We start from the raw sequence: 18600 nt of genomic DNA on the forward strand, positions 1-18600 counted from the left end.
GGGGCGGTCGGCTTGCCGGAACGTTCCGGCAAGGGCGGATGAAGGGAATGTAGACCCTGCCGGAACGTTCCGGCAAGACGGCGGCCGAACGTCTAGACTTCCGGACCGTGACCGCCCGAACCGTGACCCTCCTCGACGTCGCCCGCGCCGCCGGGGTCTCCAAGAGCACCGTCTCCGACGCCCTCCAGGGCTCGGGGCGCGTCGCCGAGGCCACCCGTGACCACGTCAGGGAAGTCGCCGAACGGCTCGGCTACCGCCCCAACAGCGCCGCTCGCCGTCTCCGCCGCGCCAGCGCGGGGGCCATCGGGCTGCACCTCCCCCAGACCGCGACACGGCTCGACTACTACATGAACCTCGCCTTCGGAGCTGTCGCCCGCGCCCAGGAGGAAGGTCTCGACGTCGTGCTGCTCGCCCCCGCCACCGGCACCCACGGCCGGCTCGCCTCGCGCGTCGACGGACTCCTCGTCATCGACCCCGAGGTCGGCGACGCCGCCGTGCCCGCGCTCCTCGACGCGGGCGTCCCGGTCGTCACCGGCGAGCGCTACCTCGGCCCCGCGCCCACCCCGACCGGCGCCGTCGTCTGCGACAACTCGGCCTCCCTCACCACGCTCCTCGACCACGTCCACGAGCGCGGCGCCCGCCGTCCCGCCCTGCTCGCCCCCGCCGACACGTCCGCCTGGGCCGCCGCCCTCCACACCGCCGCCGCCGACTGGGGCCGAACACACGGGACACCCGTCGAGATCCGTACGGTCTCCTTCGCCGCCACCGCGCGCGAGGCCGAGCAGGCGACGCTCACCCTGCTCGCCGCGGACCCGGAGATCGACGCCGTCGTCTGCGCCCCCGACGGCGCGGCACCCGGCGTCGTCCACGCGGCCACCGCTCTCGGACGCGTCGTGGGCCAGGACCTCCTCGTCGCCTCCTGCGTCGACGGCACCGCCATGCGCAGCGGTGTCCCGTCCATCACGGCCGTCGACCTCCGCCCCGCCGCATACGGGCGCGCCTGCGCGGAACTCCTGTGCGACATCCTCGCCGACCGCGCGAGCCCGGACTCGGCGCGCGGACACGAGTGGGCCCTGGAGATCCGCACGTCCACGCTCGGGCCGGCAAGGGGCGGCTCGCACGCTCTGTAGCGACACGCGGGCTTAAAGTAGCGCTGAGGGTCGGGGCGCTGGTGGGGTGCATGCCTACGCAAGGACGGGCGACGTGACCGAGGTTTTCGTGGAGAGCGAGTTCGCCCCCTTGCGGGTGGTGGTGCTCGCGCAGAGCGAGGTGGCGATTCCGAGGAGCGCGCCGGACTCGGCCGACCTTCGCTTTCTGCCGGAGGAATCGCTGCGGCTCAATCCCGTGGGCGTGGACATGCGCGAGGGGGCGCCCGAGAGGCAGGCCGCCTGGGAACGGGAGCGCGACAGCTTCCGCGCGCTCCTGGAGAGCTACGGCGTGCGCGTGCTGAGGCCGAGGATGCTCACCGGGCCGGAGAAGGGCGAAGCCGGTGAGGACGGCTATGCCAACTTCTTCGCCCGCGACCCGTTCTTCACCGTCGGCCATCAGGTGATCGAGGGGTCGATGCGCTTCCGCCACCGGCGTCACGAAGTGCTGCCCGCGCGCGAGATCATGCGTGCGGAGGTCTATCCGGCGGACTGCGGCTACGTCGCCGTACCCGCCCCCGAGGTCCCCGTGCCCGGCGACCCGACCCTGGGGCCCGGGCCGTTCCTGGAGGGCGGTGACGTACTCGTACTCGGCAGGCACGTCTTCGTCGGCAGCTCCGGCCTGGCGTCCAACGCGCTCGGTGCGCGCTGGTTGGCCAAACACCTCGGGCCGTACGGATACACCGTCGAGCTCGTCCGCCTGCACGAGCGCGTCCTGCACCTGGACTGCGCGCTCGGCCTCGTCCGGGACGGGCTGCTGGTCGTCTGCGAGGAAGCCCTGCCCGACGGCGTGCCCGAGGTCCTGCGCGGGTGGGACCGGGTGGGCGTCGACTTCGAGGCCGCCACTCGGCTGGCGACCAACGGGCTGCCGATCTCACCGGGGGTGTACGTGACCGACCCGGCGTTCTCCTTCGTCGGCGACGCGCTGGAGCGGCGCGGAACGAAGGTCGAGTACGTCGACTTCTCCATCACGCGGTCGCTCGGCGGCTCGTTCCGGTGCAGCACCCAGCCCCTTCTCCGCCGCACCTGATACCGCCTGCCCCGGAGCCGCTCCGCTTCTCGCCGGTGGAGGGCGAGACGCGTATCCGTGCGGGCGGCCCCCGGCCTGGGCGGGCCGGCCGGTCGCGGCGCGGTGGGCCGACTGGTCGCCGGCGTTCCTGGGCCGGGCCGGCCTGCCGCGTCGGGCGGGGGATGATGGGGAGGGAACGACGGAACGCGAGGTCAGGAGCTTTTATGGCGAAGCGGGTTCACCAACCCCGTGAGGACGCGGAATTCGATTTCATCCTCAGGATGAGCGCGGTACCGGTCCTCGCCTACTTCACCGGGACATGGCCCAAGGCGATCGAGCCCTGCCGGGCGATGGACCTCGTCGTGGGTGGCATCGCCGACGAGTACACGGGCCGCCTGACGGCCGTCCGCACCGACATCACGCGCTGTCCGGCCGCGACCGAGCGATACGGGGTCACCGGAGCCCCGTCCTACGTCCTGGTGAAGGAGGGCGAGGCGGTCGCGCACGGGACGGGCCCCATGACCACCGCCGAGGTACGGGAGTTCCTCGACGGTCACCTCTGAGCGACCGCACCGCGAGCGCCGACGGCAGGGACTCCCGCCGAGCCCCGTGTCTCGCACGTTTGCACGTGAGGCGCGGTGGAAGAGTTGAATCCGACGACCGGTCGGCCGCGTCGGGGCTGGGGCGGCCGGGCCACCTCGACGTCCTGACCCGAACGGGAGCCCGCTCTTGCGCTTCTACGCCCAGACACCCGCACGTCGGAATCGCCAGGTGCTCTTCGACCTGATCGCCGCGGCCCTCATCGCGGTCGCGGTGTGGGCGGCCCTCGTCGTCCGCGAGACGATCATGCTGCTGGCCGAACCGGGGCGGAAGGTCGAGAGTTCGGGCGACAGCCTCGCCGAGGAGCTCGGGAACGCGGGAGACGCGGCGTCGGACGTGCCGTTGATCGGCGGTGTCCTGAAGAAGCCGCTCCAGTCCGCGGCGGACGCCAGTGCCGGCTTCGCCGACGCGGGCGTGTCGCTCCAGGAGACCGTCAGCCAGGTCGCCAACGTGATCACGACGGCCCTCATCGTCATTCCGGTGCTCTTCGTCCTGCTGCTGTGGCTGCCGCCGCGCCTGCTCTGGATCCGGCGCAGCAGCACCCTGCGCCGCCTCGCGGAGGCTCCGGGAGGCGGCGACCTGCTCGCCCTGCGCGCCCTCACCGGCCCCCCGGGCGCCCTCGCCAAACTGCCGGCTCCGCCCGGCGGATGGGCGGAGGCCTGGCGTCGGGGCGATCCGCAGGCCATCACCGACCTCAGCAGGGTCGCCCTCAAACACATCGGGCTCCGGCCCTGACTCCGGGCGGCGTCCACCCTCCCCGGAGTCACCGCGAGGTCGTACGGCGGGGCCGGACCTCCGTACCCGCGCGCCTGCTCCGGTCCGGCCCTTTCACCAGGCGGGCGGTGACGGGCGGGCGCACCCGCCCGGGACCCAAGTGGACGTCCACGGTGTCCTCGTACCTGGCCGCGTTGCCTCAAGGGACCGATCGCCCCGACTCGGTAGCATGCGGCGCATGGCCATCAAACTCGAGAACGTCGGCATCGCCGTGCGCGACCTCGAAGCAACGATCTCCTTCTTCACGGACCTCGGTCTCACGGTGGTCGGCCGCGACACGGTCAGCGGCGAGTGGACCGACACCGCCGTCGGCCTCGACGGCAATCACGCCAAGATCGCGATGCTCCGGACGCCGGACGGTCACGGTCGCCTCGAACTCTTCGAGTACATCCACCCCGAGGCGATCGAGACACAGCCCACTCGCCCCCACGAGATCGGCATGCACCGTGTCGCCTTCTCGGTCGACGACATCGACGAAGCCCTCGAGACGGCGGCGAAGCACGGCTGCCACCCGCTTCGCGGTGTGGCGACCTATGAGGACGTCTACAAGCTCACGTACGTCCGCGGTCCCAGCGGCATCCTCGTGATGCTCGCCGAAGAGCTGAAGAAGGACTGACGGCCGGTCATCGACGCCCGCGGCCCGCACGCGCGTCACGGAAGGCAGCACCTCGACGGGACCGGAGGCGCCGGCTCTGCCGTCCTGGCCGGGTGGGTGGGGTGGGTGGGGTGTGGGACGATGCACGGTCCTCTCACCGATCATGAAAAGGACCTGCTGTGCGCGCATCACTCAGAGCGCTGCTCGCCGCGCTCTTCTCCCTCGGGCTCCTGCTCGCCGCCGGAACCGCCCCCGCCCAGGCGGACATCGTCGACAAGGACACCGCGCCCCGGCCGCGCTTCATCACCTACAACGTGTGCGGCGCCTCCTCCACCTGCGAGGACCGGGTGGACACCACGGCGCAGACGGAGTGGCGGAAGGCCGTCGTCCACGCCATCGACTACTGGGAGACGGACCTGGTCATGCTCCAGGAGGTCTGTTACGAGCAGTGGAACCTGCTGCGCGACCACCTGGCGAACCGGTCCGGCACGAAGTACGACACCGTCTGGGGAGCGGCGCTCCCGTCCGCAGCCGGCTGCGCCCGGTGGGACCCCGACCCGAACGACGGCGTAGCTCCCGACCTGCGCTTCGGCCTGGCCATCTTCGCGAAGGGCGAACCTGGCACGATCGACCGGACCACCCGGACCGTCGACTTCCTCCCCGAGCCGGTCACGGCCGAGAACCGCATCCTCCTCTGCGCCAGGACGACGGTCACGGGGCGCTCCGTCCGCGCCTGCAACACCCACATCGACTTCAGGGCGGCCAACACCAAGGCACAGATCCGCCACGTCGCCGACCTCACCCGAGGCTTCGCCGCCAAGGGCGATCCGGTGGTGCTCGCCGGAGACTTCAACGAGGTACCCAAGCACGACGACCTGAACCCCCTCTACAGCCACGGGACGGGCTCGACCGGCGTGTTCCAGGAGGTCGACGAGAACGACAAGGACCGGTTCGCGGGCGCGGACTGCCCCCAGACGGCCGACCGTTGCCGCAGCGGCGAGCCCACCGCCAGCACGGCCTGCTCCGAACACACCACGTCGGACAAGAAGATCGACTACATCTTCCTGAGCGACGACTGGTTCACCACGGTGCGCGGTGACGCCGTGGCCTGCTCGGGCGTGGCCGACCACCACCTGCTGCGCGGCGCCGCCGCGTGGGAGAAGTAGGACCGGGACGCCGCGCGGCCGCAGCGCTTCCCAGAAGACCGAAGCGCTTCCTAGAAGACGCCTCCGTGCTCCCCCGCCCTGCGGCCCCGCTCGTCGGGGGAGGACGCCGGCGGGCTCCCGTAGGCGTACGCGCTGCGGACGTGGCCGTCGCGGGCGTGGACGACGACCTGTGCGGGGGTGTGCTCCCTGGCACGCCGCCGTGCGGAGTCGATCGCGTCCTGCTGCGTCCGGTGCGGCTCGTGCAGCACCCGGCGGCCTTCCCTGCCCTCGACCTGCCACTTCACGCCCGCGGCCGCCGCCCGGTCGCCGGACGGTGTGACGTGGTAGACGGTCTGTTTCGCTGTCATGATCCTGCTCCTCGCCTGCCAGGCGGGCCTCCGGCGGCGGGGCGTCGCCGTCCCCGTCTCCGCAGGAGTGCTCCCAGGCTACGCGGACCGCTTCCGTGATCGCACCCTCCCGCCGCTCGGTGCTTGATCCTTCCGCGCCGGGGTAGCGAGTCACCATGGCCCCCGACAACGCATCCACCACCCCGACCGGCTACGTACAACCCGACATCGACGTCCGGGCACTGACCGAGATCCTCGACGGCAAGTACGGCGAGATCCGGAGGCTCGTCCGGACCAACCTGGCGACGTACGCCTCCGTCCTCGAAGAGGCCGACGAGCTCGGCATCGACGCGTTCCGCGAGCGGGTGCGGGAGATCGTGGTCGACATGGCCGCGACGGGCCAGACCGGCATGGGCTTCCCGACCGTGTACGGCGGGGGCGGCGACGTCGGAGCCTCGATCGCGGCCTTCGAGACGCTGGCCTTCGGCGACCTCTCCGTCCTGGTGAAGGTCGGCGTGCAGTTCGGGCTCTTCGGCGGCGCGATCCTGCACCTGGGCACCGAACGCCACCACGACGCCTACCTGCCGGACCTGATCACCGGCGAGCTGCTGGGCTGCTTCGCGATGACGGAGACGGGGCACGGCTCCAACGTCCAGGCCCTCGGCACCGTCGCGCGGTACGACGCCGCACACCAGGAGTTCGTCGTCACCACCCACGGCGACCAGGCGCGCAAGGACTACATCGGCAACGCGGCCCGCCACGCCGAGTTCGCGGTCGTCTTCGCCCAGCTGGAGGTGGGCGGGAAGTCCGAGGGCGTGCACGCCTTCGTCGTGCCCGTCCGGGTCGGTGGCGCGCCGGCGCCCGGTGTCCGCATCGAGGACGACGGCCGCAAGATGGGGCTCAACGGCGTGGACAACGGGCGCATCAGCTTCGACGGCGTACGGGTGCCCCGCGAGGCGCTGCTCAACAGGTTCGCCGACGTCAGCCCCGAAGGCGTCTACGAGAGCCCGATCGAGAACCCCAACCGACGCTTCTTCACCATGCTCGGCACGCTCGTACAGGGCCGGGTCAGTGTGGGCGGTGCCGGGATCAACGTCGCCAAGGTCGCCCTGGCGGTCGCGACGAAGTACGCGGTGCGGCGCCGGCAGTTCGCGACGTCGCAGGCCGAGGAGCAGCTGCTCCTCGACTACGGGCTGCATCAGCGCCGGTTGCTGCCGCTGATCGCCCGGACGTACGCCCTGCACTTCGCGCAGGACGTGGTGCGCTCCCAGCTGCACGACGTCTTCTCCGGCGTCGAGGACGACGAGCGGGCGCGGCGCGGGCTCGAGTCACGGGCCGCGGGCCTCAAGGCGCTCGGCACCTGGCACGCCACCCGGGTCGTCCAGGAGTGCCGTGAGGCGTGCGGCGGCGCGGGGTATCTCGCCGTCAACCGGTTCGCCGCGCTGAAGGCCGACAGCGACGTCTTCACCACCTTCGAGGGCGACAACCACGTCCTGCTCCAGCTCGTGGCCAAGGGGCTGCTGACCGACCACGCGAGCGAGTTCGAGGACCTGGACCAGCTCGGCATGGTCCGCTACGTCACCAACCTCGCCGTCGAGACCGTCATCGAACGGGCCTCCGTCCACAAGCTGCTGGAGCGGGTGCGCGACCTGCTGCCCGGCGGCGACGAGTGGGACCGGGAGGCCGGTCTGCTCGACTCCGAGTACCAGCTCGCCATGGTCCGCTTCCGGGAGGAGCACATGCTGGTCGGGGTGGCCCGCCGGATCAAGCGCGGGATCGACCAGAAGCGCGATCCCGGTGCCGTGTTCTCGCAGGTGCAGGACCATGTCATCGCGCTCGCCCGCGCCCATGTCGAGCGGCTCGTGACGGAGGCCTTCGTCGAGAAGGTGCGCGCGTTGCCCGAGGGCGACGAGAAGGAGGCGCTGGCCCTGCTGTGCGACCTGTTCGCCCTGTCGACGATCGAGGCGGACCGGGCCTGGTTCATGGAGCACGGCCGGCTGACCGTGCAGCGGTCCAAGGCGATCAGCCGTGAGGTGAACGACCTCTGCCGCAAGGTCCGCCCCCTCGCGGTCGACCTCGTCGACGCGTGGGGCATCCCGTCCGAGATGCTGCGCGCGCCCGACCTGGTGGGCTGACCGGGCGCGCGCCGGGAGGCGTACCGGCGGGTCCCGCCGTCAGGCCAGCACGTTGAGGGCGGCGGGGCGCACTCTCAGGGTCACCGGCAGGACCGCGTCGACCTCGCCGTCCGCTCCGTAGGGCAGGGGGCGGTCGGCCTCGATCCGGATCTCCTTGCCCCGCAGGATCTCGACCTCGGGACGGTGCACGTGCGCGCCGGTCTTCAGCTCGTTCATCATCGCGAAGAAGAGTCGTTTCGGCGCCTGCCGGATCACCACGACGTCCAGGATCCCGTCGTCGACCCGGGCGCCGGGCGCGACGTTCCTCCCGAAGCCGTAGAAGCCGGAGTTCGCGGCGATCACCGTGTAGCCGGTGCGCTCGTGCAGCACCCCGTCGACCGTGATGCGGTAGGCGGCGGGCTTCCAGGCGAGGACCGCCCGCAGGCCGCCCGCGTAGTACGACGCGGCGCCCCGCAGGACCCGGGAGGCGTTGGCGTGGCGGTTGGCCACGGCGTCCACGCCCGCGTACACGCTCCCCAGGACGCAGATCCGGCCGTGCGCCGCGGACTCCACCTCGATGGTGTCGACGGCCCGCGGCGCGCCGTCGAGCAGTATCCCGGCGAGCCGGGGGGCGTCGGTGGGCAGCCCGAGCGCGCGGGCGAAGTCGTTGCCGCGGCCCGCGGGCACCAGGCCGAGCACCGTGTCCGTACCGCTGAGCGCGCCGCCGACGCCGCCCGCCATCCCGTCGCCGCCGACCGCCAGCACGACGTGTCCCTGCGCTCCGGCCTCCTGGGCGAGCTCCTGGGCGTGCTGGAGGCTGCGGCTGTAGACGGTGTCGATCCGCGCGCCCGCCTCCCGCAGCAGCCGGGCCAGCGGAAGCAGACCGGCCGTGCCGCTGGAGCCCCCTGCGGTGGGGTTGACGACTGCGGTGAACTGTCGCATGGATCTGGCCTCCGGGCGGCGGGAAGGTGCGGCGGGACGGGCGGGCGGCGCGGGCGGGGGTTCAGCGGAGGGGGACGAGGACTCCGGGGTTCAGCACGCCGGACGGGTCGACCTCGGCCTTGACGGCCTGCAGCATACGGATGCCGAGGGGGCCGATCTCGCGGGCGTACCAGTCGCGGTGGTCGGTGCCGACGCCGTGGTGGTGGCTGATGGTGCCGCCCGCCGCCAGGATGGCGTCGTTGGCCGCCCGCTTCGCCGGTGCCCAGTGCGCGACGGCGTCCTCGCCCTGTGCGGAGACGACGGTGAAGTACAGGGACGCGCCGTTCTCGTACGTGTGCGAGATGTGGCACATGACGAGCGGGGGTGTGCCGGCCTCGGTGAGGGTGCTGGTCAGCGCGGTGCGCACCGCCGTGTAGAGGCCGGGGATCGCCGACCAGAAGGCCGCCGTCTCCAGCGTCTCGGCGAACGCGCCGGCGTCGAGCAGCGCGTCGCGCAGATAGGGCGCGTTGTACCGGCCGTGCTCCCAGCGGTCGCCGGGCTCCTCGCCGAGGAACTCGCCGTCGCAGGCGAGGAGGACCTCGCGGGCGGTGGCCCGCCGGACGGCCGTCTCCTCGTCGGTGCCCTCGAACCCGACGATGGCCATGCAGCCCGGGTTCTGGGGGAGTTCGGTGCTGCCGATGGCGTCGGGCTGCGCCAGTCCGACGAAGGTCTCCGTCTCGTCGGACAGCCGCAGCACCGTGGGGCGGGGGCCGTCCTGGGCGAGTCGGCGCAGCGCTTCCGTGCCCGCCTCGAAGGAGGTGAAGCGCCAGCCCTCGTAGACCCGGCTGGTCGGCAGGGGGCGGATGCGGACGGTCACCGCGGTGATCACTCCGAGGGCGCCTTCGGAGCCGAGGATCAGCTGGCGCAGGTCGGGGCCGGCGGCCGAGCGCGGGGCCCGGCCGGTCTCCAGGGTGCCTTCGGGGGTGGCGACGGTGAGGGCGAGGACCATCTCGTCGAAGCGGCCGTATCCGGCGGACGCCTGGCCGCTGGAGCGGGCCGCGGCGAAGCCTCCGACGGTCGCCCATTCGAAGGACTGCGGGAAGTGTCCGAGCGTCCAGCCCCGCTCGTTGAGCAGCGCCTCGCACTGCGGGCCGCGCAGCCCGGGCTGGAGCGTCGCGGTGCGCGACACCTCGTCGAGGGCGAGGAGCCCGTCGAGGCGTCGCAGGTCGAGCGCGACGAACGACCGCTTCGTGGTCGGGGCGAGGCCGCCGACGACGGAGGTTCCGCCGCCGAACGGGACGGCGGCGAGGCCGTGGGCGACGCACGCGCGCAGGACGGCGAGGACCTCGTCGTGGCCGCTCGGCAGTACGACGGCGGCGGGGATGTCGTCGTCGACCTCGCCCGCGCGGATGCGCAGCAGGTCGGGGGTGGACTTGCCCCGGGTGTGGCGGAGGCGGCTCTCCGCGTCCTCCCGCAGGCCGTCCGGCGCGGCGACCGCCGTGCGCAGCGCGGCTCGGGCCTCGTCGGTGAGTGTCGGGGCGGGCGTCTCGATGCCGTCGAGTGCGGCCGGGCCGCTGTCGCGCGGGGTGACGCCGAGCAGGTCCCGCAGCAGGCCGGTCACCGATTCGGGCAGCGGCGCCGCCTTGGCCGGGTCGCCCCAGCCGCTCCACAACATGTCCACGTTGAAAGGTTCCTCACGGTCTGTTTCACGGACGGCGCTGCCGCTCGGCCGTACTGGCATTACACTGTGACAGATGACGCCCATTCGTCACAACCATGCGGACGCAGATCCCGTACTCGACGCCGCACGCGACTGCGTGCTCGCCGTCGGCGTGCGGCGCACCACCCTCACCGATGTCGCCCGGCGCGCGGGCGTCTCCCGGATGACGCTGTACCGGCGGTGGCCCGACGTGCGCAGCCTCGTCGGCGACCTGATGACCCGTGAGTGGATCGGCGTCGCGGCAGACGCCATGCCGTCCTCCGACGAGGACCGGCCCGAACGGGAGCGGATCGTCGAAGGGCTCGTCGCGGGAGCCGCGGCGTTCAGGACCCACCCGCTGTTCCTCAAGATCCTGGACGTGGACCCCGAGCTGCTGCTGCCGTACGTCCTCGACCGGCGGGGCGCCAGCCAGGACGCCCTGCTCGGGCTCCTCCACACGGCGCTGGAGGAGGGCCACGAGGACGGCTCCGTACGCCGCATCCGGCCGGAGCTGCAGGCCCGGTCCCTGCTCCTCATCGTCCAGTCCTTCACGCTCTCCCTGCGCACCATGACCGACGAGACCGATCCCGACCTGAGCGAGGCCGCCTTCCTCGGCGAGCTGCGCACCCTGCTGGAGAGGGCCCTGACGCCATGACCACCACGAGCAACACCGCTCTGCCCGGCTCCTCGCTGAACGCCGAGCGCCGCCGCGCCGAACTGGACCGGCTCGCCGACGGCGCCGTCGTCGACGTACTCGTCGTCGGACTCGGCGCCACCGGAGCCGGCGCCGCGCTCGACGCCGCCACCCGCGGACTCACCGTCGCCGCGATCGACGCCCACGACCTCGCGTTCGGCACCTCCCGGTGGAGCTCCAAGCTGATCCACGGCGGCCTGCGCTATCTCGCCTCCGGGCAGCTCGACGTGGCCCATGAGAGCGCCGTCGAACGCGGCATCCTGATGGAGCGCACCGCCCCCCATCTCGTACGCGCCCAGCCCTTCGTGCTGCCCCTCACCCCGCTCGTCAGCCGCGGCCAGGCCGCCCTCGCCCGCGCCGGGTTCCTCGCGGGCGACCTGCTGCGCGTCGGCGCCCGCACCTCGCGCGGCACGCTCCCCCGACCTCGTACGCTGACCGCCGTCGAGACCCGCCACCTCGCCCCCGCCCTGCGCCCCACCGGACTGCGCGGCGGACTGCTCTCCTGGGACGGCAGGCTCTCCGACGACGCCCGTCTGGTGACCGCCATCGCCCGGACCGCCGCCGCCCACGGCGCCCGCGTCCTCACCCGCACCCGGGCCCTCGAACTCCACCGCGACGGCGCGACGGCCCGCGACGAGACCACCGGCGAGCAGCTGCGCATCCGCGCGCGCACCGTCATCAACGCGGCCGGGGTGTGGGCGGGCGGCCTCGTCGACGACGTACGCCTGCGGCCCTCCCGCGGCACCCATCTCGTCCTGCGCTCCGAGGACCTGGGCCGGCTCTCGGCCGGTCTGCACATCCCGATCCCCGGCGAGGCCAACCGTTTCGTCCTGGTCCTGCCCCAGGGCGACGGACGCGTGTACGTCGGCCTCACGGACGAGCCCGTCGACGGCGACATCCCCGACGTGCCGGAGGTTCCCGAGACCGACATCGGTTTCCTGCTCGACGTGCTGGGCTCCGCGCTCGACGTCACCGTCCACCGCGCCGACGTGGTCGGGGCCTTCGCGGGTCTGCGCCCCCTTCTCGACACCCGGGACGCCGGTGGCCGCACCGCCGACATCTCCCGCAGGCACGCCGTTCTCACCTCGCCCGACGGCGTCGTCACGGTCGTCGGCGGCAAGCTGACCACCTACCGCCGCATGGCCCAGGACGCCGTCGACGCGGCCGTGGCGGCCGGCGGCGTCGCCGCAGGACCGTGCCGCACCGCGTCCGTGCCCCTCGTCGGGGCGGCCCGGCCCCGGACCCTCGCCGCTCTGGACGTCCCGCCGCGCCTCGTCCACCGCTACGGCTCCGAGGCACCGGCCGTCCACGCCCTCGGTCTCGACGACCCCGCGCTCGCCGCACCCGTCGTCCCCGGCCACCCCGTCACCGGCGCCGAACTGCTGTGGGCCGTGCGCCACGAAGGCGCCCTCGACACCGGCGACCTCCTCGACCGCCGCACCCGCGTCGGACTCGTCCCCGAGGACCGCGCGAAGGCCGAACAGGCCGCGCGTGACGCCCTCGCCGCCCCCGTCTCCTGACCTGAGGAGCGGGAACGCGAGGACCGGCGGGACGGGCCTCGCGGCGACGACGTGCCCCGGCCCGGGTGCCGGGGCCGCGCCGTCCCCGCGAGGGCGGTCCGGCCGCGTGCTACGTTCGCGTCGTCGGACGACCGGGAGCGTGGGGTGACGGAAGCGACGGGACCGGGGCCGAAGCCTCGGCCACGACTGCCCAGGCAGCCGCAGCAGGCACGCGGCCGCGCCCGGGCCGAGGCCATCCTCGCCGCGGCCGACCGGATCCTCTCCTTGGAGGGGTACGAGGCGCTGACGATGCGGCGGATCGCCGAGGAGGCGGGCACCCCGGTCGGCAGCATCTACCAGTTCTACCCCGACAAGAGCGCTGTCGTGGACGCCCTCGGACAGCGGTACCTGGACGCCTTCGCGACCGCCATCGACGCACTCGTCGCGCGGGCGATCGGCGGTGAACTGACCGACCTGGTCGGCACGATGGTCGATGTCTACGCCGAGCTCTTCCGGTCCCAGCCGGGCGGAATGACGCTGTGGGCCGGACGGCACCTCAGCCCCGAGCTCGCGCGGGCCGACGAGGCGAGCAACACCCTCATCGCCGAGGGCCTGCGGACCATCGTGGAGCACCTGACGGGCGGACCCGGCGGTGAGCGCGCGGAGCGGGCGACGCGCATGGTGGTCTGGGCCGCCAACGCCGTGCTGCACGAGGTGTTCAAGGGGGACGGCGAGCCGGACCTGGAGACCGTGGACGAGCTCAAGCGGATGCTGAACTCCTACTGGGAGGACCTCAGCGAGCGGCTCTCGACCGCGCGGGGGTGAGTCGGGCGGCTCCGGCGCGCGTACGGCCCGGGGCGGCGATCGGCGACGGGGCGGCGCGTCCGACCCATAGAACATGAACAGATGTTCATGTTACGGTGCGGCCCACCTCGGCGGCGGAACGTGAGCGACTCTCACGTCAGCAACGAAGGCAGGTGCCTGTGATCACGAGCCCCATCGATGCCACCCCACTCCCCCGGCTGCCGGCCGGATTCGTCTGGGGCGCCTCGACCGCCGCGTACCAGATCGAGGGCGCGGCCGACGAGGACGGCAAGGGCCCGTCCGTCTGGGACACCTTCGTACGGCGCGCCGGGGCCGTCCGCGACGGCCACACCGGCGACGTCGCCTGCGACCACTACCACCGCCTCGACGAGGACGTCGAGCTGATGCGCCGCCTCGGGCTCGACGCGTACCGGTTCTCGATCTCCTGGCCGCGCGTCCTGCCGAGCGGTACGGGCAAGGTCGAGCCGCGCGGACTCGACTTCTACGACCGCCTCGTCGACGCGCTGCTCGGCGCCGGGATCGAGCCCACACCCACCCTGTTCCACTGGGACCTGCCCCAGGCCCTGGAGGACGAGGGCGGATGGCTGAACCGCGACACCGCCCACCGGTTCGCCGAGTACGCCGCCGTGACCGGGGAACGGATCGGCGACCGGGTGAAGCGGTGGATCACCCTCAACGAACCCTTCGTGCACATGACGTACGGCTACGCCTTCGGGGTCCACGCCCCTGGGCGCGCCCTGATGCTGGACGCGCTGCCCGTCGCCCACCACCAACTGCTCGGCCACGGCCTCGCGACGGCGGCGCTGCGGGCCGCCGTTCCGGACGGGCAGGTGCTGATCGCGAACAACTGCTCGCCCGTCCGGCTGCGTTCCGATGCCCGGTCGGACCAGGACTCGGCGGCGGCGTCGGCCTACGACGTCCTGCACAACCGGCTCTTCAACGATCCGCTCCTGAGCGGGAGTTACCCCGATCTGTCGGCCTACGGCATGCCCGACCGGAGCTGGGGAGGAGTGGTCCGCGACGGTGATCTGGCCGCCATCGCCGCCCCGCTGGACGGGCTGGGCATCAACTACTACAACCCCACCTGGGTCACCGCCCCGAACGATCCGGCCGCGCTGCTGCCCTTCGACCTGGCCGAGCCCGAGGAGCCGTACCAGCGGACCACGTTCGACTGGCCGGTCGTTCCGGACGGTCTCACCGAGCTGCTCACCGGCCTCAAGGACCGCTACGGCGACGCCCTTCCCCCGGTGACGATCACCGAGAACGGCTGCGCCCAGCCGACGGGACTCGACGACCGGGCGCGCGTCGACTACCTCTCGGGGCACATCGACGCCATCGCGCGCGCCGTGGCCCTCGGGGTGGACGTACGCGGCTACTTCACCTGGTCGCTGCTCGACAACTTCGAGTGGGCCGAGGGCTACCACCAGCGTTTCGGGCTGGTCGAGGTCGACTTCGCGACCGGGCTGCGCACGCCCAGGGCGAGCTTCGAGTGGTACCGGGGCCTCATCGCCTCCCAGCGGCCCTGAGCGGGGGAGGCATCGTGCCCGACTCCCCCGCGGCGGACGCGGCTGACGCGGCGGACCTGGCCGGCGCGGTCGATGCGGCCGGCCCGGCCGATCCGGCTGACCCGATGGGCCCGGCCGGCGCGGCCGACCCGGCCGGCACGGCTGGTGCGGCGGACGCGGCTGGCACGGCTGGTGCGGCCGTCGTCTTCGCCGAGCCCGGCGTGCCGGTCGGGACCCGCTGGACGGCGCACCTCTCGCTGGCCACGCTCGCCGTGTTCATGGCCTTCATGACGCCGATCCAGATCCTGCTGCCCCTCCAGCTGGAGCACATCGACCCGGCCGACAAGAACACCGCGCTCTCGCTCGTCACCGGCCTCGGCGCCTTCGTCGCGGTCGTGGTCAACCCGCTCGCCGGTGCCTGGTCGGACCGGACCACGAGCCGGTTCGGCCGCCGCCGGCCCTGGATCCTCGGCGGCGCCCTCACCGGAGCGGCCGGGCTGGCGGTCACCGCCTCCCAGCACACCGTGGCCGGTGTGGCCGTCGGCTGGTGTCTCGCGCAGGCGGGCCTGAACGCGATGCTGGCCGGGGTCACCGCCCCCATCGCCGACCGCGTGCCGGTCACCCAGCGCGCGGTGGTCTCCGGCTGGACGGGCCTCATGCAGTCCTTCGGCCTGGTCCTGGGCGCGCTGATCACCACTCTGCTGGTCACCGGGGTCGGGTCCGGCTACGGCGTCCTCGCCGTCCTGACCGTCGTCCTCGCCCTGCCCTTCGTCCTGCGCCATGCCGAGCCGCCCCTCGCCCGGGCCCTGCGTCCCGCCTTCGACGCCCGCGCCTTCGCCCGCTCGTTGTGGGTGAGCCCCCGGCTGCACCCCGACTTCGGCTGGGCGTGGCTCACCCGGTTCCTGGTCAACCTCGGCAACGCCCTCGGCACCCTCTACCTGTTCTACTTCCTCGCCGACGCCGTCCACCACGACGATCCCGGCACGGGCGTACTGATCCTCACGGTGGTCTACACGCTCTGCGCCGCGCTCACCGCGATCCCCGTGGGCGTGCTGTCCGACCGCCTCGGACGCCGCAAGAACTTCGTCGTCCTCTGCTCCCTGGTCATGGCCGCCGCAGCACTGCTGCTCGCGCTGGTCCACACCTGGCCGGCCGCCCTCGCGGCGGCGGCCGTACTCGGCGCCGGATACGGCGTCTACCTCGCCGTCGACCAGGCCCTGGTCACCCAGGTCCTGCCCAGGGCGGCGGACCGCGCCAAGGACCTCGGCGTCATCAACATCGCCAACTCCGGCCCCCAGGTGCTGGCTCCGGCGCTCGCCGCACCGATCATCGCCCACCTCGGTGGTTACACGGGCCTCTACGCCACCGCGGCCCTGGTCACCCTGGCCGGCGGCATCCTCGTCCGCCATATCCGAGGCGTGGCCTGACGGCGGACGCCCGGGCGACGGCCCGCCCGCCCGGGCGAGGTCGCCCGGGGGATGTCGTGTCGAGCACGCCGCGAGCCCGGCCCGATCGACAAGGCACCTCCTAGCCCTTCGTCGACCGGGGCGGCTGGAAGCACGCGGTGACGTCCTTGCCTCGGGGGCACGGGCGTGTCTCCCAGTCGTCGGCCAGCGCGTCGATCAGGAGCAGCCCCCGCCCGCCGAGGGCCGTGTCACCCGCGTCCCGCTGTTCGGGCAGCAGGGGCGAGGAGTCGTGCACGGTCACGTGCAGGCACTGCTCGTCCCAGGCGAGGATGAGCTGGGCGTCGCTGCGGGCGTGGACGTGGGCGTTGGTGACCATCTCGGACACGGCCAGCACGACCGAGTCCATCAGGTCGGGTGCCGTCCGTTCCCAGCCGAGGGTCTCCAGATGCTCACGCGTCCAGTCCCTCGCCGTCTTCACGCCGTTGCTGATGGGCAGCGAACGCGCCCACCCGACTGCTTTCATTGATGGGTCCCGCGCCATCGCCCCTCCTCGGCCGCCGGCCACGCCTGTCGCTCCGGCCTGTCTTCCGTCTGCCCGGCAACGGTGGACACAAGCCGTATCGACGGCACCGTGTCCTCGCGGCTTCGACGCGGGCGTGGCGGTCCGGTCAGCGGTAGTAGGGCTCGACCGCCGCCCGTACCTCGTCGAGCAGCGCGGGGCCGTCCTGCGGCACGGGCGGCCGGCCGCTGCCCGGCCTGATGTCCAGGAGCTGGTCGTTGGAGAGGGCGAACACCACCCGCCGCAGACCCGCCTGCCGGATGACCGCCTCGCACATCCCGCACGGCTGGCAGCTGGTGTACAGGGTGGTGCCCGCCGCCGTGTCCGCGTCCAGTTCCCGTGCGGCCCACCTCGCCAGCTTCAGCTCCGGGTGCGCGGTGACGTCCCTGTCGGTGAGGGTCGTGTTGTGCTCCTCGGCCAGGACCGTCCCGTCCGGTCCCGCCAGCAGCGATCCGAACGGCGGGTCGCCGCTCTCGCGCGCCGTGACGGCGAGCGCGATGGCCCGGCGCAGGAGGACGTGGTCGTCGGGTGCGGTCATGACTGCTCCTTCGTGGTGCGGGACGGTGAGATGTGCGCGGCCACCGTGGCGAGGGCCCGCCAGGCCTCCTGCGGGTGGCAGGTCGTGCGGGGATCGCCGTGGTAGGGGTCGAGGACGACGGACTCCGCGCCGAGGAGCCGGAGTTGGTCGAGGTCGTCCATGATCTGGTCGATGGTGCCCTCGCCGGCGAGCCGGTCCGGTCCGTCGACCGGTGCCTCGGTGAGCCGGAGCGCGATCCGGGGGGCCAGGGCGGGAACGGGGAGCCGTTGCCCGTCCGCGTACGCCGCGATCCTGGTGACGGCTTCGCGCAGCCACGGCAGGGTGGGGCGGAGCGGGTGCCACGCGTCGCCGAACCGTACGGCCCGGCGGAGCCCCGCGTCGCTGTTGCCGCCGACCCAGACCGGGGTCCTGTGGTCCCCGTAGGAGGCGGTGTCGGCCCAGACCGACATCGGGCGTGATGGCCACGTGGTCCGAGACCATGAGGAGGTCGAAGCCCAGGTCCTCCACTGTCCGGGCCCAGTTCCGCAGGACTCCGGGGTCGGTTCCGGGGCCGAAGTCGAGGACGTTCACGCCGATCTTCATGCTGCCGAGCCTAGCCAGGGCGTACGGGCCCACAGAAGGGATTCCTGCCTGTGCCACGGCTGTTCCTCCGTGGATCCACCGGTAATCTGGCCGGATGACCGAGAGTCTTGATGCCACGGACTGGGCGATCCTGGATGAGCTTCAGGGGGACGGCCGGATGGCCTTCACGGAGCTGGCCCGGCGGGTGAACCTGAGCACCTCGGCGACGACGGAGCGGGTACGGCGGCTCGAAGCGGCCGGGGTGATCACGGGATACCGGGCGGAGGTGGACCTGGGGCGGACGGGGTACCCGGTGATGGCGGTGGTCCGGCTCAAGTACCCGGGGCCGGGGACCCGGCACGAGCCGCTGCGCCGGCTGCTCGGGGAGCGCCCCGAGATCCTGGAGTGCCTGCGTACCACCGGAGACGACTGTTACGTCATGAAGGTGGCGACGACGTCGATGGAGCACCTGGAGGAGATCGTGGACGAGCTGGCCGCGTTCGGGAGCACGACCACCCATCTCGTCCTCAGCCGGACGCTGCCGTTCCGTGGCCCGCGGGCGCACCGGAGGGGTACCGCCGGATAGGTGCCCGGCGCGGCATCACCCGGCGCTCCGGAGAGAGACCGGCACAGGGGTGTGGGGCCCGAACGTCCCGTTCGGGCC

General features: G+C 72.8%; 18 protein-coding genes and 1 pseudogene. 13 read left to right on the forward strand and 6 right to left on the reverse strand.

Annotated elements, in window-relative coordinates:
* The first annotated feature begins 107 nt into the window (after positions 1-107).
* The 6 genes from ABT129_RS23800 (at position 108) to ABT129_RS23825 (ending at position 5289) form a co-directional block, all read left to right on the forward strand.
* Complete coding sequence (locus ABT129_RS23800; RefSeq protein ID WP_351905010.1) at positions 108-1130, forward strand: LacI family DNA-binding transcriptional regulator; 1023 nt, start codon at positions 108-110, stop codon at positions 1128-1130.
* Between the two features lie 73 nt (positions 1131-1203).
* Positions 1204-2175, forward strand: coding sequence for a dimethylarginine dimethylaminohydrolase family protein (locus tag ABT129_RS23805; RefSeq protein WP_351905013.1), 972 nt, complete (start codon positions 1204-1206; stop codon positions 2173-2175).
* A gap of 203 nt (positions 2176-2378) precedes the next feature.
* Positions 2379-2717: a thioredoxin family protein gene (locus tag ABT129_RS23810; protein ID WP_351905016.1), complete on the forward strand. Its 339-nt coding sequence runs from the start codon at positions 2379-2381 to the stop codon at positions 2715-2717.
* Between the two features lie 208 nt (positions 2718-2925).
* Positions 2926-3489, forward strand: a complete 564-nt coding sequence (locus tag ABT129_RS23815; protein ID WP_351905019.1) for a hypothetical protein — start codon at positions 2926-2928, stop codon at positions 3487-3489.
* A 217-nt stretch (positions 3490-3706) separates the two neighbouring features.
* Positions 3707-4144, forward strand: coding sequence for a VOC family protein (locus ABT129_RS23820; protein WP_351905022.1), 438 nt, complete (start codon positions 3707-3709; stop codon positions 4142-4144).
* A gap of 158 nt (positions 4145-4302) precedes the next feature.
* Positions 4303-5289: an endonuclease/exonuclease/phosphatase family protein gene (locus ABT129_RS23825; protein ID WP_351905025.1), complete on the forward strand. Its 987-nt coding sequence runs from the start codon at positions 4303-4305 to the stop codon at positions 5287-5289.
* A gap of 50 nt (positions 5290-5339) precedes the next feature.
* Here ABT129_RS23825 and ABT129_RS23830 read toward each other — a convergent pair whose 3' ends face one another.
* On the reverse strand, positions 5340-5636 hold the full coding sequence (locus ABT129_RS23830) for a DUF2188 domain-containing protein (protein ID WP_351905028.1): 297 nt from the start codon (positions 5634-5636) through the stop codon (positions 5340-5342).
* 155 nt (positions 5637-5791) lie between these two features.
* Here ABT129_RS23830 and ABT129_RS23835 point away from each other — a divergent pair, with 155 nt between their 5' ends.
* Positions 5792-7750, forward strand: a complete 1959-nt coding sequence (locus ABT129_RS23835; protein ID WP_351905030.1) for an acyl-CoA dehydrogenase family protein — start codon at positions 5792-5794, stop codon at positions 7748-7750.
* Positions 7751-7789: 39 nt separating this feature from the next.
* Here ABT129_RS23835 and ABT129_RS23840 read toward each other — a convergent pair whose 3' ends face one another.
* Both ABT129_RS23840 and ABT129_RS23845 read right to left on the reverse strand, forming a co-directional pair.
* Positions 7790-8671, reverse strand: coding sequence for a diacylglycerol kinase family protein (locus ABT129_RS23840; protein WP_351905032.1), 882 nt, complete (start codon positions 8669-8671; stop codon positions 7790-7792).
* 61 nt (positions 8672-8732) lie between these two features.
* The gene (locus ABT129_RS23845) at positions 8733-10331 is read right to left on the reverse strand and encodes an FAD-binding oxidoreductase (protein ID WP_351905034.1); all 1599 of its coding nucleotides are present in this window, start codon (positions 10329-10331) and stop codon (positions 8733-8735) included.
* A gap of 73 nt (positions 10332-10404) precedes the next feature.
* Between ABT129_RS23845 and ABT129_RS23850 the strand changes: the two genes are divergently transcribed.
* From ABT129_RS23850 to ABT129_RS23870, 5 genes are all read left to right on the forward strand, one after another.
* Positions 10405-11004, forward strand: a complete 600-nt coding sequence (locus ABT129_RS23850; protein WP_351905037.1) for a TetR/AcrR family transcriptional regulator — start codon at positions 10405-10407, stop codon at positions 11002-11004.
* Positions 11001-12563, forward strand: a complete 1563-nt coding sequence (locus tag ABT129_RS23855; RefSeq protein WP_351905040.1) for a glycerol-3-phosphate dehydrogenase/oxidase — start codon at positions 11001-11003, stop codon at positions 12561-12563. Before ABT129_RS23850 ends, ABT129_RS23855 begins: the two co-directional genes overlap by 4 nt.
* Positions 12564-12707: 144 nt before the next feature.
* Positions 12708-13367, forward strand: a complete 660-nt coding sequence (locus ABT129_RS23860) for a TetR/AcrR family transcriptional regulator (protein ID WP_351905043.1) — start codon at positions 12708-12710, stop codon at positions 13365-13367.
* Between the two features lie 152 nt (positions 13368-13519).
* Entirely contained in the window at positions 13520-14893 is a 1374-nt protein-coding gene (locus tag ABT129_RS23865; protein ID WP_351905046.1) for a GH1 family beta-glucosidase, read from the forward strand.
* A 14-nt stretch (positions 14894-14907) separates the two neighbouring features.
* The gene (locus tag ABT129_RS23870; protein ID WP_351905049.1) at positions 14908-16299 is read left to right on the forward strand and encodes an MFS transporter; all 1392 of its coding nucleotides are present in this window, start codon (positions 14908-14910) and stop codon (positions 16297-16299) included.
* A gap of 100 nt (positions 16300-16399) precedes the next feature.
* Here the strand turns inward: ABT129_RS23870 and ABT129_RS23875 are convergent, their stop codons facing one another.
* The 3 genes and pseudogenes from ABT129_RS23875 to ABT129_RS23885 form a co-directional block, all read right to left on the reverse strand.
* The gene (locus tag ABT129_RS23875; protein ID WP_351905052.1) at positions 16400-16819 is read right to left on the reverse strand and encodes an ATP-binding protein; all 420 of its coding nucleotides are present in this window, start codon (positions 16817-16819) and stop codon (positions 16400-16402) included.
* Positions 16820-16946: 127 nt separating this feature from the next.
* The gene (locus tag ABT129_RS23880; protein ID WP_351905055.1) at positions 16947-17375 is read right to left on the reverse strand and encodes a nucleoside deaminase; all 429 of its coding nucleotides are present in this window, start codon (positions 17373-17375) and stop codon (positions 16947-16949) included.
* Positions 17372-17957 (reverse strand): annotated as a pseudogene (locus tag ABT129_RS23885) (LLM class oxidoreductase). The gene ABT129_RS23880 and the pseudogene ABT129_RS23885 overlap by 4 nt, the downstream one beginning before the upstream one ends.
* 94 nt (positions 17958-18051) lie before the next feature.
* Here ABT129_RS23885 and ABT129_RS23890 point away from each other — a divergent pair.
* Positions 18052-18522, forward strand: a complete 471-nt coding sequence (locus ABT129_RS23890) for an Lrp/AsnC family transcriptional regulator (protein ID WP_351905058.1) — start codon at positions 18052-18054, stop codon at positions 18520-18522.
* The last annotated feature ends 78 nt before the right edge of the window (positions 18523-18600 follow it).

Source organism: Streptomyces sp. NPDC002057, from assembly GCF_040296665.1.
Classification (GTDB): domain Bacteria; phylum Actinomycetota; class Actinomycetes; order Streptomycetales; family Streptomycetaceae; genus Streptomyces.